This is a genomic window from Paenarthrobacter sp. NyZ202 (assembly GCF_049860755.1).
Lineage (GTDB): Bacteria > Actinomycetota > Actinomycetes > Actinomycetales > Micrococcaceae > Arthrobacter.
Window position 1 is genome coordinate 3,812,621 of the sequence record NZ_CP187556.1, and the last position, 14,210, is coordinate 3,826,830.

15 protein-coding genes and 1 riboswitch are annotated in these 14,210 nt (G+C 65.4%); of the genes, 11 read left to right on the forward strand and 4 right to left on the reverse strand.

Annotated elements, in window-relative coordinates; genetic code table 11:
* Positions 1–26 precede the first annotated feature (26 nt).
* From ACPFL9_RS17690 to ACPFL9_RS17700, 3 genes are all read left to right on the forward strand, one after another.
* Positions 27–1,361, forward strand: coding sequence for an FAD-binding oxidoreductase (locus tag ACPFL9_RS17690; protein WP_426004229.1), 1,335 nt, complete (start codon positions 27–29; stop codon positions 1,359–1,361).
* Between the two features lie 152 nt (positions 1,362–1,513).
* Entirely contained in the window at positions 1,514–2,386 is an 873-nt protein-coding gene (locus tag ACPFL9_RS17695; protein WP_426007606.1) for a DUF4031 domain-containing protein, read from the forward strand.
* 18 nt (positions 2,387–2,404) lie between these two features.
* Complete coding sequence (locus ACPFL9_RS17700) at positions 2,405–4,063, forward strand: sialidase family protein (protein WP_426004230.1); 1,659 nt, start codon at positions 2,405–2,407, stop codon at positions 4,061–4,063.
* On the opposite strand, the gene ACPFL9_RS17705 is transcribed toward ACPFL9_RS17700, so the two are convergent.
* Positions 4,060–4,461 (reverse strand): YccF domain-containing protein, encoded by a 402-nt coding sequence (locus ACPFL9_RS17705; protein ID WP_426004232.1) that lies wholly within the window; start codon positions 4,459–4,461, stop codon positions 4,060–4,062. The two genes, ACPFL9_RS17700 and ACPFL9_RS17705, sit on opposite strands and share 4 nt — an antisense overlap.
* A 319-nt stretch (positions 4,462–4,780) precedes the next feature.
* Between ACPFL9_RS17705 and ACPFL9_RS17710 the strand changes: the two genes are divergently transcribed.
* On the forward strand, positions 4,781–5,233 hold the full coding sequence (locus ACPFL9_RS17710) for an SRPBCC family protein (protein WP_426004233.1): 453 nt from the start codon (positions 4,781–4,783) through the stop codon (positions 5,231–5,233).
* Between the two features lie 184 nt (positions 5,234–5,417).
* Here the strand turns inward: ACPFL9_RS17710 and ACPFL9_RS17715 are convergent, their stop codons facing one another.
* Entirely contained in the window at positions 5,418–6,014 is a 597-nt protein-coding gene (locus tag ACPFL9_RS17715; RefSeq protein WP_426004234.1) for a phosphoribosylanthranilate isomerase, read from the reverse strand.
* Positions 6,015–6,113: 99 nt separating this feature from the next.
* Between ACPFL9_RS17715 and ACPFL9_RS17720 the strand changes: the two genes are divergently transcribed.
* The 5 genes from ACPFL9_RS17720 (at position 6,114) to ACPFL9_RS17740 (ending at position 9,330) form a co-directional block, all read left to right on the forward strand.
* Positions 6,114–6,722 carry a HutD/Ves family protein gene (locus ACPFL9_RS17720; RefSeq protein WP_426004236.1) on the forward strand — a complete coding sequence of 203 codons (609 nt, stop codon included), beginning with the start codon at positions 6,114–6,116 and terminating at the stop codon, positions 6,720–6,722.
* A gap of 56 nt (positions 6,723–6,778) precedes the next feature.
* A riboswitch (guanidine-III (ykkC-III) riboswitch) is annotated at positions 6,779–6,844 on the forward strand.
* A 9-nt stretch (positions 6,845–6,853) separates the two neighbouring features.
* Complete coding sequence (locus ACPFL9_RS17725; RefSeq protein ID WP_426004237.1) at positions 6,854–7,168, forward strand: DMT family transporter; 315 nt, start codon at positions 6,854–6,856, stop codon at positions 7,166–7,168.
* A 2-nt stretch (positions 7,169–7,170) separates the two neighbouring features.
* Positions 7,171–7,554, forward strand: coding sequence for a DMT family transporter (locus ACPFL9_RS17730; protein WP_426004239.1), 384 nt, complete (start codon positions 7,171–7,173; stop codon positions 7,552–7,554).
* A gap of 116 nt (positions 7,555–7,670) precedes the next feature.
* A complete protein-coding gene (locus ACPFL9_RS17735; protein WP_426004241.1) occupies positions 7,671–8,675 on the forward strand; it encodes an aldo/keto reductase in 1,005 nt (334 codons plus the stop codon).
* A 4-nt stretch (positions 8,676–8,679) separates the two neighbouring features.
* Positions 8,680–9,330 carry an MBL fold metallo-hydrolase gene (locus ACPFL9_RS17740; RefSeq protein ID WP_426004242.1) on the forward strand — a complete coding sequence of 217 codons (651 nt, stop codon included), beginning with the start codon at positions 8,680–8,682 and terminating at the stop codon, positions 9,328–9,330.
* A 7-nt stretch (positions 9,331–9,337) separates the two neighbouring features.
* On the opposite strand, the gene ACPFL9_RS17745 is transcribed toward ACPFL9_RS17740, so the two are convergent.
* Together ACPFL9_RS17745 and ACPFL9_RS17750 are read right to left on the reverse strand one after the other, a co-directional pair.
* Positions 9,338–11,071: a DEAD/DEAH box helicase gene (locus tag ACPFL9_RS17745; RefSeq protein ID WP_426007607.1), complete on the reverse strand. Its 1,734-nt coding sequence runs from the start codon at positions 11,069–11,071 to the stop codon at positions 9,338–9,340.
* Positions 11,072–11,398: 327 nt separating this feature from the next.
* The gene (locus ACPFL9_RS17750) at positions 11,399–12,811 is read right to left on the reverse strand and encodes an MFS transporter (RefSeq protein ID WP_426004244.1); all 1,413 of its coding nucleotides are present in this window, start codon (positions 12,809–12,811) and stop codon (positions 11,399–11,401) included.
* On the opposite strand from ACPFL9_RS17750, the gene soxR reads away from it, so the two are divergent.
* Positions 12,810–13,340 (forward strand): redox-sensitive transcriptional activator SoxR, encoded by a 531-nt coding sequence (soxR, locus tag ACPFL9_RS17755; RefSeq protein WP_426004246.1) that lies wholly within the window; start codon positions 12,810–12,812, stop codon positions 13,338–13,340. The genes ACPFL9_RS17750 and soxR overlap by 2 nt on opposite strands.
* A gap of 115 nt (positions 13,341–13,455) precedes the next feature.
* Positions 13,456–14,184 carry an SAM-dependent methyltransferase gene (locus ACPFL9_RS17760; protein WP_426004247.1) on the forward strand — a complete coding sequence of 243 codons (729 nt, stop codon included), beginning with the start codon at positions 13,456–13,458 and terminating at the stop codon, positions 14,182–14,184.
* Positions 14,185–14,210: the final 26 nt, after the last annotated feature.

Consider the following 14,210-nt stretch of genomic DNA (forward strand, 5'->3'; position numbering starts at 1 on the left):
GAGTCTCAGGCGCGAAGGAGCGTCCCATGGAATGGATCCGTCCGGACCACCCGGATTACGACGAGACCCGGAAACTTTTCAATGCAATGATCGACCGCCGTCCGGCGGTGATCGCCAGGTGCTCCGGCCCCGGTGAAGTGGCGGAGGCCCTCCACCATGCCCGCACCCACAATCTGGAAGTGGCCGTCAGATCCGGCGGGCACTCGGTGGCCGGAATGTCCACCAACGAGGGCGGGCTGGTCGTCGATGTCCGACCCATGAAATCCGTAAGCGTCGACCCGGAGGCCAAGACCATCACGGCCGGCGGAGGGCTTACCTGGGGCGAGTTCGACCGGGCAACACAACGGCACGGCTTGGCGGTCACGGGAGGCCGCGCCTCCACCACTGGTGTCTCGGGCTTCACGTTGGGCGGCGGCTCGGGGTGGCTGGAGCGTTCCTACGGATTTGCCTGCGACAACCTGCTGTCCGTGGACCTGGTGACCGCTTCAGGCGACCTTGTCACCGCGAGCGCCCACGAGAATCCCGAACTGTTCTGGGCATTGCATGGCGGTGGCGGCAACTTCGGTGTTGCGACGTCCTTCACCTTTCAACTGCACGATCTTGGCCCCACTGTCATGGCCGGGATCACGCTCTTCCCCGGCGAGGCTGCACCTGCGTTGTCCCGCGAATTCCGGCGCCTGGCACTGGAAGCACCGGACGGCGTGGGAACTGCGTTGATCTACCTCACTGCGCCGGAGGAAGAATTCGTGCCGGAGGACATGGTGGGCAAGATGGCCGTGGGGATGGCCTACCTGTATGCCGGGGACGTGGAGGAGGGCAGGGAGTACGCCAAGCCGTTCAAGGAACTCGGTCCAACGGTGGACCTGGTGGAGCCCATGGGCTACGCGGATTTCCAGTGCATGATCGATGACCCTCCCGGCTATTACAACTACTGGAGCGCCGACTACCACGACCAACTCAGCGACGAAGCCCTGGACATTTTGGTGGACTCGGCCCAGCGTCTGCCCGGCACGCACTCCCAGCAACTGATCGGCCGCTGGGGCGGGGCCGTAGGAGGACCTGCGGCCCAAAACACTCCCCTGCAGCATCGCAGCGCAGCCTGGGTCAGCCATCCGTTCGGCCTGGCAGACTCCCCCGAAGGCGGGCAGGAAGCCAAGGCATGGGTGAAGCAGTTCAGGCACGACATCGCCCCGCACACCACCGGCGGGGTCTGGCTCAACTTCATCGGGGACGAAGGGCAGGACCGGATCATGGCCGCGTTCGGGGAGCAGAACTACCGCAGGCTCTCCAAGGTCAAAGCACAATTCGATCCCGACAACGTATTCAGGGGCAACCAGAACATCCTGCCTGCCGAACGCTGACCCGCCGCACTCCTTCCCGGTTGCCGTGATCGTCACCGGCAGCGAAGCTTGTGATTCCGGGCCGTGGTCGGCGGTAGACACGCCCGATGACCGGCAACCGGGAAGGATCATCCGGCCGTTCCTGCAGCACGATCCGGGACTACACTTTGGCCATGGCCGTCTACGTTGATCCGCCGCTGTGGCCCGCCCACGGCACGGTGTTTTCCCATCTGGTATCCGATACCTCGCTGGATGAACTGCACGCGTTCGCCGCAGCGGCCGGGGTTCCTGAACGCGCTTTCGACGGCGACCACTACGACGTTCCCGAGCGTCGCTATGACGACCTGGTCAAAGCGGGCGCCATCCCGGTGGAAGCCCGTGTGCTGGTCCGGAAGTTGATTGCGAGCGGCCTGAGGATTCCTGCCCGGGAGCGCAGCAAGGCCCTGACCGTGCCTTTGATGGAGCGTTGGAACAGCACCTTTCCCGGCCACGAGGAGCTGGGACTGGAACTGGTGGAACGGTGGGGTGAAGACAGCCGGAAGTACCACAGCCGGACACACCTGCTAGCGGTCCTGGAGGCTTTGGATATCCTCACCGAGCCGGCCCTTCCTGCGCGCACGGTCGCCTTGGCTGCGTGGTTCCATGACGCCGTTTATGAGGGAGTGGCCGGCCAGGATGAAGAGGAATCGGCGCTGTTGGCCGAGGAGAGGCTGACCGCCGCCCGCCTGGCGCCGGAGGACGTGGCCGAGGTCGCCCGGCTGGTCCGGCTCACGGCCACCCATTCGCCCGAGCCCGGCGACCATGCCGGGGCGCTCCTCTGCGACGCCGACCTTTCCGTTTTGGGCGGCGACGAACAGTCCTACGCACGGTATCTTGCCGCCGTCCGCGAAGATTACGCCCACGTGAGCGACGATGATTTCGCAGCGGGACGTGCCGCCGTCGTGCGTTATCTCCTGGCGCTGGATCCGCTCTTCCACAGCGGGCGTGCCCGGTCCCTATGGCAGGATGCCGCCCGTCGGAACCTGGCCGCGGAGTTGGATGGCTGACTCTCGTACACTGGAGATGTGACCTCCTACCTCTCCCCTTACCCGCACGCCCGCCCCGACGTCGAGCACGTGCTTGCCGTCCGCGGTGCGGGCGGATACCGGCAGTACCGTATCCCGGCACTCGCGGTCAGCACCCGGGGGACGATCCTGGCCGCCTATGACGGCAGGCCCAATTTGGATGACCTTCCCAACCCGATCGACCTCCTCCTGCGGCGCAGCCACGACAACGGCGTCACCTGGGGCAGCCAGCAGGTTGTCAGGACCGGGACCGGCTTGGACGGCTACGGCGATCCGAGCCTCCTGGTCGACCCGGTGACCGGCAGGATCTTCATGTTCCATGCGGCCGGAACGCACGCGGGCTTCTTCGAGGCCGCCGCCGGACTGGAGCCCGCGGACGACATCCAGCACGCCGACGTCAGCTTTTCAGACGACGACGGCGGCACCTGGCAACACCGGCGCCTCACCGCCCAGCTCAAACGGGAAGGGCGAATCACCGGCCTCTTCGCGGCCGCCGGCCAAGGTATCCAGATCCATGCGGGCCCCTACAGGAACAGGCTGGTACAGCAATACGTCCTCCTGGTGGACGGCCGGATCGTTGCAGCCTCAGCTTTCAGTGACGATCACGGTGAAACGTGGGCGCTGGGCTCGTTCATTGGCCCCGGACCGTCCGGCGTGGGGCCCAACGAGAACAAGGTGGTCTGCCTGGAGGACGGCCGGCTGTTGCTGCATTCGCGGGCCACGCCGTGCCGTCTGGCCGCCCTTTCCGAAGACGGAGGCCAAAGCTGGAGTCCCCTGCAGCCTGTACCGGATCTTCCCGATCCCAGCGACAACGGTTCGGTGGCCCGGTTCGACGGGCTGCCCTCCATCAAGTCACTCGCCACGCCCGACACCGACCGCTGGCTCCTGGCAAGCAACAACCAGGACCCGCACCTGCGGCGAAACACTGTGCTCAGCCTCTCCACGGACAACGGAGCTACGTGGCCGGCCGGACTGGTGCTGTGCGAGGGAAGTTCGGCGTATTCGACGGTGACGCGGTTGCCCAACGGGAACATAGGCGTCCTCTACGAACGGCAGGGTTACCGGGAGCTCGTGTTCGCGTCGGTTCCGCCGGCGCAGCTTACTGAACAGCTGGCAGAAGGGCACGCTGTACCTCTGGCCGGGTTGTCCTTCGACATGGAACTGCGCTCCATCACTCCGGGCCGGCCGCAGGCCTGGCAAAATGCCGGCCCCTTCCATGTGATTCCGTCCTCCGGCGGAGATCAATGGGACGTCCAAACGTGGAAGGAGATAGGGCAGGGCTACACCGGCGATCAGATTCTGGGCACCCGGGAGGCCCAAGACCTCAACTACGGCCCCATCATCCCCGGGTACAAGGCAGGCGACATCCTCGCCTTCACGGGACGTGTCCGCAACTGCTCCGGGGAGGCGATGACCGGCGTCGAACTTCAAGGGCCGCACACCAACCCGGGCGACTTCCCGGCCACTGACCTGGCCCCCGGACAGCACGTTCTGTACTTCACGCCCACCTACACGATCACGGACGCAGACATGCGCCAGGGCACCCTGGACCTCACGTTCTCAGTCCAAGCCTCCGGAGCAACGCACGACGGCGGTCCGTTGCCGCTGCAGCGGACGTTCCGGTTCGATCTGCGGACCGGAGACGTCACTGCCTCTTAGCGGTAGTTGCTGGCGAACGGCCTGTCGGTGGGAACGATCTGCTTGCCGAGGGGCATCAGCGAGACCGGGATCAGCTTCAGGTTGGCAATGGCCAGCGGGATGCCGATGATCGTGATGGCCATGGCCACCGCGGTGACCACATGCCCGATCGCGATCCAGATGCCGGCAACCAACAGCCAGATCACATTACCGAGCAGTGCGAAGACGCCGCTCCCGCCGGGTTTTTCCACCACCATCTGGCCGAAGGGCCACAAGCAATAGAAACCGATGCGGAATGACGCGATGCCCCAGGGAATGGTCACGATGAGGACGCAGCAAATGAGCCCGGCGGCGAAATAGCCAAGGGCGAGCCAGAAGCCGCCAAAAACCAGCCAAATGATGTTGAGCAGAGTTTTCATAGTCCCCATTCTCTCGTGCCCGACCGCCCAAAAGCCTAGGGGTCTGCCCTGAACGGACCCTGACTTCCCGGATCCTCTCTCACCAAAACACCCCCTGGCGCCAACCCTCTCTCACCAAAACACCCCCTGGCGCCCACCCTCTCTCACCGCGTTCCGGGCCTCCCCCGCGAGGGTGAGAGAGCGTTTCGAATATCGGGTGGTTTGGTGAGAGAGCGTCGGTTTCGGACGGTTGTCAGCCTAGACTCGGTCACAGGACAGCGCTACGACGACGGCCGAAACGGCACGACGGTATCCACTGAATTAGACACCGAGGAGCACCATGAGCACGGCACAGCACACCCTTACCCTGACTCGGGACTTCGACGCCCCTCGCGAGAAAGTGTTTGAGGCTTGGATGGACCCGGACCAGCTCACCAGGTGGTTCGGGCCCGTTGACGTGGAAGCTCCCCGGGGAAAGATTATCGTCGAGCCCGAAGTCGGCGGGATCTGGCAGGTGGTCATGGTTTGGACGGATGAGAACGGTCAGCAGGAAGCGCCCATTGAAGCCGTGATCACCCAGCTCGACGCCCCCGGCTTGCTGGTCGCCCAAGCAAAAGCCGCCCCGGATGCCGACCATGAATATGAAGAAATGCGCCTCGAATTCGAAGACCTGGGCGGCAGCCGGACGAGGATGCATTTGACCCAGGGCCCCTTCGCATCTGAAGAGTGGGTAGAAATGACGCGGGACGGATGGGGCACGTCTTTCGACAAATTAGATGCGGCGCTCGACTAGCAGCGAGCATTTGGTGAGAGAGCGTCCGCTGAAAAGCCACGAACGGTGAGAGAGCGTCCGGCCAAACAGGGCAAAAGGTGAGAGAGCGTCCGCTGAAAAGCCGCGAACGGTGAGAGAGCATCCGGCCAAACCGGGCAAAAGGTGAGAGAGCGTCCAGCCAAACCAGGCAAACGGTGAGAGAGGGTCAGGCCTTGGCGGCTTCGACGAACGCCCGGACCTTGGCCAGGTCCTTCACGCCGCGGGAGGACTCCACCCCGGAGGACACGTCCACACCCCATGCACCGGCAGCGGCCACAGCGGAGGACACGTTTCCAGGCTCCAGGCCACCGGCCAGCAACCACGAACGCCCGTCCAACGCTTTCTCCCGAACAGACGCATAGTCCCAGGCCTCGCCCGAGCCGGGCACGGCGGCGTCGATCAGGAACAGGTCCTCGCCCAGATCACCGAACTCTTCCGGGGAGGCACCCATGGTGACGGCCCTGATGAGCCGCATCCCGGCGTCGTGCACTTCCTCAACGTCAGCCGCAGTGCGGTGACCATGCAACTGGACCCAGGACAGGCCGGCCTCCCGCGCAACGGCAACGGCGTCAGCGGCGGACTCGTGGCGGAAAACGCCAACGGCATGGACTGAAGGTGGCACCAAGGGCAACAGTTGCTGGACAGTGGAAGGACTGACTTCGCGGGGGCTGGCCGTGAGCACGAAACCGACGGCATCGGCACCGGCGTCCACGGCTTCACGCACGGATTCGGGCGTGCTCAAACCACACACTTTAACGAACATTCCGTGCCTCCAGCCATCACCAGCAAAAACAAGCCTCCTATGACGTTAGCAAGCCTTGCCTGCCGAGGCAGAACCGGGCTCCCGCACTAGGCTGGAGCAATGGACATCATCCGCTTTGCCGACCTCCGTCCCCAGCCCTGGCGTAACGGCGGAGGCGTCACGCGAGAGCTCGCCAGCCACCCGAAAGCCGCCTCGGAGCAGGACGGCACCTGGGACTGGCGCGTCAGCATCGCCGACGTCTCCAAGGCAGGCGACTTCTCGGCGTTTCCCGGCATGGAACGCGTCATCACCATCATCGACGGCGAGTTGCTGCTCCTGACCGTGGACGGCTCCGAGCACCCACTCGAGAAATACCGGCCCTTCCGCTTCTCCGGTGAAGCTGCATCATCCGCGACCCTCCCCACGGGCGATGTCAGGGACCTCAACGTTATTGCCCGCGCCGATAAGTTCAAGGGCTACACCTCCATTGTGGAGATCTCCAAGAAGCGTCCGCATCCCGTGTTCGAAGGCCAACTGGCAGTGCTCCTGGAGGGCAAGGCATCGGTGGTACCCGGCGCCGCGGAAACGTCCGACGACGGCGGGCCGGCTCCCTCCGTCGAGGAGCCTGTGGAGCTCTCGCGGTATGACGCCGTGGTCGGGTCGGATGTCCGCAGTCCGGAAATCTCAGGCCGGGGCTTCGTGGCCGTTATTTCCATTGACCATGCCTAAGTGGTGACGTTAACCACCAGAGGTGGCCACCCCGCACCGGAGTTGCTAGCCTGAAATCAAGGTTCCGCTCTGGAACCTCCGGACGACGGTTCAGTACCCGGCACGCGACAAGACTGGCCAAAGGATCTGTCATGTCGTGGGTAATTCTCATTCTTTCCGGAGCGCTCGAGGCTGTTTGGGCCGCGGCCCTCCACCGTTCCAAGGGCTTCCGCAAGCCAATCCCCACCATCGTGTTCCTGGTGTCGGTCATTGCCAGCACCGGCGGACTCGCGATCGCCATGCAATCCATCCCCACGGGCACGGCATACGCGGTGTGGGTTGGTGTGGGCGTCGTGCTGACCTCGGCTTACGCCATGGTCACCAAGGTGGAACGCCCGACGGCGGCACGTCTGTTGCTGCTCGCCGGCATCGGTGCGTGCGTGGTCGGCCTGAAGGTGGTGGCGTAGCCATGAGTACCCAAACCCTGAAGTCGAACAAGGCCGGCGCGTACTGGCTGGTTCTCCTTGCCTCGGCCATCCTCGAAGCCGTGTGGGCCACAGCGCTGGGCTTGTCGAGCGGCTTCACCCAACCAGTTCCTACCCTGGTGTTCGCAGTCACGGCAACCCTGAGCATGATCGGCCTGGGCATCGCCGTGAAGCGGATTGCCCTGGGCACGGCCTACGCCGTTTGGGTAGGAATTGGCGCGGCGCTGACTGTCGGCTGGGCCATGGTCACCGGTGTTGAGCCGGCGAGCCCGCTGAAGTTGCTGTTCATTGCCGGAATCGTGGGCTGTGCTGCCGGTTTGAAGGCCCTCCCAGCGGACAAGAGCGACAAAACCGCCAGCGCCGAGTAGCACCGAACGCTCCAACCAGCGCCGGGCACTCCCCCGTCGAATCGGGCCGAGGAATACCCGCAGCATACGTGGAGTTCACGCCTTCAAGAGCACCTAAACGCGTATTGGAGCACGTCATGACTGCAGTTCACCTCGGGGACGGCTTGTCCGTCAGTCCGCTCGGTTTCGGGGGCATGGCCCTCACTCCCGTTTATGGCGGGATCGATCCTGAAGAGGGCCTGCAAACACTCCGGCACGCCGTGGATGCGGGCATCACGTTCATCGACACAGCGGATGTGTATGGCGCGGGCAGCAACGAGGAACTCGTCGGCCGGCTACTCAAGGAGCGCCGCGACGAGATCCAACTGGCCACGAAGTTCGGCATTGAGGGCAACCCCGCGGACGGCTACTCGGGCGTCCGCGGGGATGCCGCCTACGTCAGGCAAGCGGCGGAAGCGAGCCTCCGCCGGCTGGACACTGATGTCATTGACCTCTATTACATGCACCGCCGTGACCTCCGCGTTCCGATTGTGGAAACCGTGGAGGCCATGGCGGAGCTGGTCCGTGAGGGCAAAGTCAGGCACCTCGGTTTGTCGGAAGTGACAGCCGAGGAGCTCAGGCAGGCCAACGCCGTCCATCCCATTGCCGCGGTCCAGAGTGAATGGTCCATCTGGAGCAGGGATGTTGAGCAACATGTTGTTCCTGCAGCCAAGGAACTCGGTGTTGGCTTTGTGCCGTATTCGCCGTTGGGCCGCGGTTTCCTCACCGGAACCGTCAGCGCAGGCGACTTGGGCGAGAACGACTTCCGCCACAAGATCCCCCGGTTCGGCGAGGGGGCCCTGGACGCGAACCAGGCTGTGGTGGATGCTGTCCGGGACGTAGCTGCGCAACTCGGAGCCACCCCGGCCCAAGTGGCCCTCGCCTGGCTGTTTGCCCAAGGCCGGAGGATCGGAATCCCCGTGGTCCCCATCCCGGGCACGCGCAAAACGCACCGCATCGACGAGAACCTGGGCGCACTGTCCCTGGACCTGGGTGAAGCCCAACTCGAGGTGCTCGACCAAGCCGCGAACGCCGTCGTGGGTTCACGCTCCGCCGACCCGAACTGGGTGTCCCAAGGCCGCGAAGCGAAGGACGTAGGCTGAACGAATGGACTCGCTTATTCACTCACTCCGCGACCTCACGATCCGGAGCATCTCAGTCAGCGAAATGAACAACAACGTCTACCTGCTCACGTCCAAAGCGACGGGTGCGCAGGTGTTGATCGACGCCGCCGACGACCTCCCGGCCATTCAGCAACTGCTCGAAGACAGCGCTGCCGACTCGGCCCAGCCCACCAGACTGCTCCGGATCGCCACCACCCACCAGCACTGGGACCACGTCCGTGCGCTGCCGGAGCTGGTGAAGGTTGCGGGGGCCAGCACCTCCGCGGGAGCGGACGACGCCGATGCGCTGCCCGTTCCGGTGGATGTGCGGCTCAACAACGGCGACGTTGAGCGGTTCGACGACGTCGAGGTCCGGGCGGTCCACCTGCGTGGGCACACTCCGGGTTCCATTGCGTTCGTGTACCAGGATCCGGAAGGGCCTGCGCACATTTTCAGTGGCGACTCGCTGTTTCCGGGAGGCGTCGGCAACACACAGAACGATTCCGCACGCTTCACGTCACTGTTGAACGACGTCACGGAACGGCTGTTCGACGCTTACCCGGATGACACGGTGGTCCACCCCGGCCATGGGCTACCCACGACCCTGGGAGCCGAGCGGCCCCAATTGGAAGAGTGGCGCGCCCGGGGCTGGTGAGTTGGTGCTATCGGCCGCGGCGTTCGTTGGACGCCGGAGCCGACGCACGGCGGGGGCCGCTGCGGGCCGGGCGACCGGAGCCGGAGCTCCCACGACCGGAGTTGCCCGAACCGTAGGATCCACCCGCCGTGCCGCCCGTGTTCGATGACCACACGGCCTGGTTCCCGCTGGAACGGGTTGTGGTGGCCGAGGCCGAACGCGGAGCCGTGGCGGAACGCTGTCCACCGGAGGCGCGCTGCCCCGTGGCCGGACGCCCGCTGCGGCTGTTCTGGCCCTGCGAGCCGGGAACGTCATTTCGGTGCGTGGCACCGGACTTGCCGCGACCGCGGGAGTTGCGGGCGACGTCGTCGTTCATTGCTGCGCGACGCTCGGCGCGGTTGACGTCGGTACGAACCGGCTCGGCCGCGACCTTGCCCCGTCCGCCGCGACCACCACGGCCACCCGCGGTTGGTGCAGCCTGGCCGGAGCGGCGGGCCCGCTTGCGCTGGGCGTTGGCGCCGGTGGACGTTCCGCCACCCTGCTGCGGAAGCTTGGCAGCGAGGAGCGCTGCACGGGTGCGGGGATCGACCTTATCGGCAACCTCACCGACGAGCTCGGCCACCAGCGGGGAGCTGGCGGTAACGCGTTCGAAGGAGACGTCCACGCCTGCTGCACGCATGAGCTTCTTGACGTCCTGCTGCTGCTCCGGAAGGGTCAGCGTGACAACGGTGCCCTCGGAGCCAGCGCGGGCAGTACGGCCGGAGCGGTGCAGGTAGGCCTTGTGCTCTGTGGGCGGGTCAACGTGGATGACGAGTTCGACGTCGTCAACGTGCACGCCGCGGGCTGCGACGTCGGTAGCGACCAGGACGCGGACCTCACCGCTGGAGAACTCGGCCAGGTTGCGGTCGCGGGCGTTCTGCGACAGGTTGCCGTGCAGGTCCACAGCCGGAATACCGGCATCCGTCAGGGTCTTGGCCAGCTTGCGGGCGTGGTGCTTGGTGCGCATGAACAGCACCCGGCGTCCGGCACCGGAGGCCAGTTCCACGATGAGCTGCTTCTTGACGGTCTGGTCGTTGACCACCAGGACGTGGTGTTCCATGGTGGTGACGGCAGCCTGCGGATCGTCAACGGAGTGCGTCAGCGGGTTGGACAGGAAACGGTTGACCAGCTTGTCAACACCGTTGTCCAGTGTCGCCGAGAAGAGGAGGCGCTGGCCCTGCTTGGGGGTCATGTCCATGAGCTTCTTGACCACCGGGAGGAAGCCAAGGTCCGCCATGTGGTCGGCCTCGTCCAGCACGGTCACCTCGACCGACTCGAGGGTCAGGATGCGCTGGCGGATCAGGTCCTCGAGGCGGCCGGGGCAGGCAATGACGATGTCGACGCCGGCGCGGAGAGCCTTCTCCTGGCGCGCCTGGGAGATGCCGCCGTAGATCACCGTGGTGTTCAGGCCCATGGCTTTGGCCAGCGGCTCCACGGTTGCGTTGATCTGGGTTGCGAGCTCGCGGGTCGGAGCAAGGACCAGGCCCATGGGGCGGCCGGGCTTGCGGAAGTAGGAGGCCTCACGTTCGGCCAGGCGGGCCACAAGGGGAATGGCGAAGGCGATGGTCTTGCCGGAGCCTGTGCGGCCACGGCCCAGCACGTCGCGGCCTGCCAGCGTGTCCGGGAGGGTCTTGACCTGGATGGGGAATGCCTCTTCGATGCCTGTGGCGGCGAGGGATTCAACAATTGCCTTGGGCGTGCCAAGGGCAGCAAAAGCAGTCATGTACTTCATGTCTTTCGGGCGGTGTCCTGTGGCGGACATCGGCCCCCGACGCCGGTTGGGCCAGGGGTTCGCCGAGGAAAAGTCAGGTGGTCTACCGGTTCGCTGCAGCAGCGCTGGCCGGGACCAAATGGAACGCGTTCATCGACGCAGGATGTGCCTCTCACATGAAAAATGCCCTGCGCCCGCTCTTCCAAGCAAGCCTTCAGGGCGTCACCGCACATCAAGTGATCCTATTCTAGCAGCGATCGAGGCACCCCTTTGCACCGCGCCCCCAACTGGGTCGCATTTGTGCGCGTTTTGAGCTCTCAAAACGCGCACAAATGCGACCTACTTGGGTTGGGGGAGGGAGAGTTTGGGGTGGGCGTCGGAAGCCCCCGCCCCGCCACCCGTAGCGGGCTTTCGACCCGCGACGCGCGGCGCCACCGCAACCCCGACGACGGCGATGATCGCCGTCAGTGCGAAGACCGCCGCAAACGGGTCCGTCGTCGTGAAGGCCGCGAAGACGAGCCCCGTGGAGGCGAGCGCCAGAGCACCGCCGAGCGAGTCGGAGATGGACATGGCCGCGCTGTTGAAGCCTTGGTTCTCCGGTGTGGACAGCGCAAGGGTCATCACGCTCAGCCGCGGATACATCAGGCCCATGCCAAAGCCGGCAAAGAGCCAGCCACCGATCGCAACGGCCGGCGGAAATCCCAGGGCTGCCGTGACGAATGCCAGCGCAATCGCCGCCAGCACCAGGCAGGCTCCAACACGCACCGCCAGCGCATCGGCCAGCCGTGAGCCGAGCCGACCCTGCAATGCGGACGCACCCGCCCAGGCCAGCGCAGCACCGGTCAGCGTGAGCCCGGCGAACGTGGGGGTGAAGGCGTAGCGTTCGGTGAGCAGGTAGGGCAGGTAGACCTCGGCACCGAAGAAGGCGGCCGAGGCCAGACCACGGGACAGGATGACGCTCGGCAGGCCCCGACGCGCCGTGAGTGTTCCGCGCGGCACCAGCGGCCGCACGGCGATCAGCGCAAGGACAAGCGCGACGGCGGCAATCACCCCGCCCACGGACGGCACCTCAGCCGACAGGTTGAGGGCGAGGACGGTCAGTGCTGCGAGTGCAGCCCAGCCCATGCGTCCGAAGGCCCACGGGACGGGTTCGGTTTGAGTGGAAGGCGCCATCCCCCGCATGGCCGGAACCACCATGGCGAGCGCCGGAACCACCAGTCCCACCACGCCCAGGAAAACCCAGTGCCAACTGCTCAACTGGGCCACCAACCCCGCTGCGAAGGGACCAACCAGCGACGGAATCACCCACGAAGCGGCGAACGCGGCGAAGATCCTGGCGTGCAGGGTTGGCGGGTAGATCCGGGCCACCAGGACATACAGGGCAACGGTCATGGCTCCTCCGCCGAGACCCTGCACCAGTCGCCCAAAGACCAGCATCTCCATGGTTGATGCGGTTCCGGCCACGAGGAGACCCACAACGAACAGGGCCACCGACGCGTACAAAGGCGCCCTGGGACCGCGCCTGTCCGACCAGTTGCCCGCACCCACCATCCCCATCACACCCGTAGCCAGCGGCCCAGCGAAGGCCAACGCGTAGAGGCTGGCGCCGTTCAGGTCCCTGCTCACCACCGGCATCACGGTGGTGACGGCGAGGGATTCAAAGGCACTCAGGAAGACGAGTGCGCACGTACCCACGGTGGCCAACAGGTACGGACGGCGCAGGATACCGGCTGCGGAGGTGTCAGGGGTCATGGACGCTACCCTAAAACCTCAACTATTGTTGAGGTCAATTCACCACGCCTGCACAGGAGGTCGAGCCATGCCCCAGGCTCCGGGCACCATCCATCGCGAACTCAGCATTGGCGAGCTGTCCGAGCGAAGCGGAGTGTCGGCGTCGGCCCTTCACTTCTACGAACGCAACGGCCTCATCAGCGCCGAACGCACTCCCGGAAACCAGCGCCGCTACGCGCGGGAGACCCTGCGCCGCGTGGCGTTCATCAAGACGTCCCAGCGTGTGGGCCTGCCGCTGAAGGACATCCGCGAGGCTTTGGATTCGCTGCCCAACGGGCGAACGCCCACCAAGCGGGACTGGACACGGCTATCCCTCCGCTGGCGGAAGGAACTCGACGAACGGATCGCGGCACTGCAACACCTCCGTGACGATCTGGACGGGTGCATCGGCTGCGGATGCCTGAGCCTGAAATCCTGCACGCTGCAGAATCCGTCGGACGAACTTGGCGCGACCGGGGCGGGGGCTTTGCGCTGGACCGACCCCAACTGACTGGCAGTAGCGGTTGTTCTGAGCCCTGAAAACAACCGCTGCTGCCAGTCAGTTGGGTTTGCTGAAACGGCAACGGGGCTTGCCTCCTTTTGGTGCCACCCGGCACGCTAGGGTCATGGCTGAACACACTCACGACGGCGGCACTCACCAGCACGCGCACACTCACGACGGCGGCACTCACCAGGCCAGCGACCAGCAGGGACGCTTGAATCTCCACGAAGACGCAGACAATGCCGTGGACATGTGGGACGGAATGTACCGCGAGCGTCCGAAGATCTGGAGCGGCAACCCCAACCCCCAATTGGTGGCAGAGGCGGCCGGCCTGAAACCCGGAACTGCACTGGACCTGGGTTGCGGCGAGGGTGGAGACGCGATCTGGCTCGCCAGGCAAGGGTGGACCGTCACGGCCATGGACGTTTCCGCAGTGGCACTGGAGCGGGGAGCAGACCACGCAGCGCAGAGCGGGCAGCAGGACAGCATCACATGGCAGCAGCAGGATCTGGCCGACTGGACGCCTGAACCTGCATTCGACCTGGTGTCGGCGCAATTCCTCCACTCCCCCTTGCTGCCCTGGCGGGACTCGACTGCAAAGGCCGCAGCCGCAGTGGCTCCGGGTGGGACACTCCTGATTGTTGGACATCACCCACATGGCCTGGCACCGTGGGGGCACCATCACGCGCCGGGGATGTTCTTCACCCCTGATGAGCTGGCGGAAGCCCTGGGGCTTGAGGGCGGGCCGTGGTCAGTGGATGTCGCGGAGGCCAGGCAACGGACCATCGATGACCCTGACGGCAATCCCGCGACCATCCTGGATACCGTCCTGCGGGCGACCCGGCGCCACTGATCACCCGCGGCACCCACGCCGAGCGC

Excerpts from the sequence above, each read along its gene's own strand:
- ACPFL9_RS17705 (WP_426004232.1), bottom strand. The coding sequence starts at position 4,461 with ATGAAAACTCTGCTCAACATCATTTGGCTGGTTTTTGGCGGCTTCTGG.
- ACPFL9_RS17730 (WP_426004239.1), top strand. The coding sequence starts at position 7,171 with ATGAGTACCCAAACCCTGAAGTCGAACAAGGCCGGCGCGTACTGGCTG.
- ACPFL9_RS17725 (WP_426004237.1), top strand. The coding sequence starts at position 6,854 with ATGTCGTGGGTAATTCTCATTCTTTCCGGAGCGCTCGAGGCTGTTTGG.
- ACPFL9_RS17710 (WP_426004233.1), top strand. The coding sequence starts at position 4,781 with ATGAGCACGGCACAGCACACCCTTACCCTGACTCGGGACTTCGACGCC.
- ACPFL9_RS17720 (WP_426004236.1), top strand. The coding sequence starts at position 6,114 with ATGGACATCATCCGCTTTGCCGACCTCCGTCCCCAGCCCTGGCGTAAC.
- ACPFL9_RS17690 (WP_426004229.1), top strand. The coding sequence starts at position 27 with ATGGAATGGATCCGTCCGGACCACCCGGATTACGACGAGACCCGGAAA.
- ACPFL9_RS17695 (WP_426007606.1), top strand. The coding sequence starts at position 1,514 with ATGGCCGTCTACGTTGATCCGCCGCTGTGGCCCGCCCACGGCACGGTG.
- soxR (WP_426004246.1), top strand. The coding sequence starts at position 12,810 with ATGGACGCTACCCTAAAACCTCAACTATTGTTGAGGTCAATTCACCAC.
- ACPFL9_RS17750 (WP_426004244.1), bottom strand. The coding sequence starts at position 12,811 with ATGACCCCTGACACCTCCGCAGCCGGTATCCTGCGCCGTCCGTACCTG.
- ACPFL9_RS17745 (WP_426007607.1), bottom strand. The coding sequence starts at position 11,071 with ATGACTGCTTTTGCTGCCCTTGGCACGCCCAAGGCAATTGTTGAATCC.
- ACPFL9_RS17715 (WP_426004234.1), bottom strand. The coding sequence starts at position 6,014 with ATGTTCGTTAAAGTGTGTGGTTTGAGCACGCCCGAATCCGTGCGTGAA.
- ACPFL9_RS17740 (WP_426004242.1), top strand. The coding sequence starts at position 8,680 with ATGGACTCGCTTATTCACTCACTCCGCGACCTCACGATCCGGAGCATC.
- ACPFL9_RS17760 (WP_426004247.1), top strand. The coding sequence starts at position 13,456 with ATGGCTGAACACACTCACGACGGCGGCACTCACCAGCACGCGCACACT.
- ACPFL9_RS17735 (WP_426004241.1), top strand. The coding sequence starts at position 7,671 with ATGACTGCAGTTCACCTCGGGGACGGCTTGTCCGTCAGTCCGCTCGGT.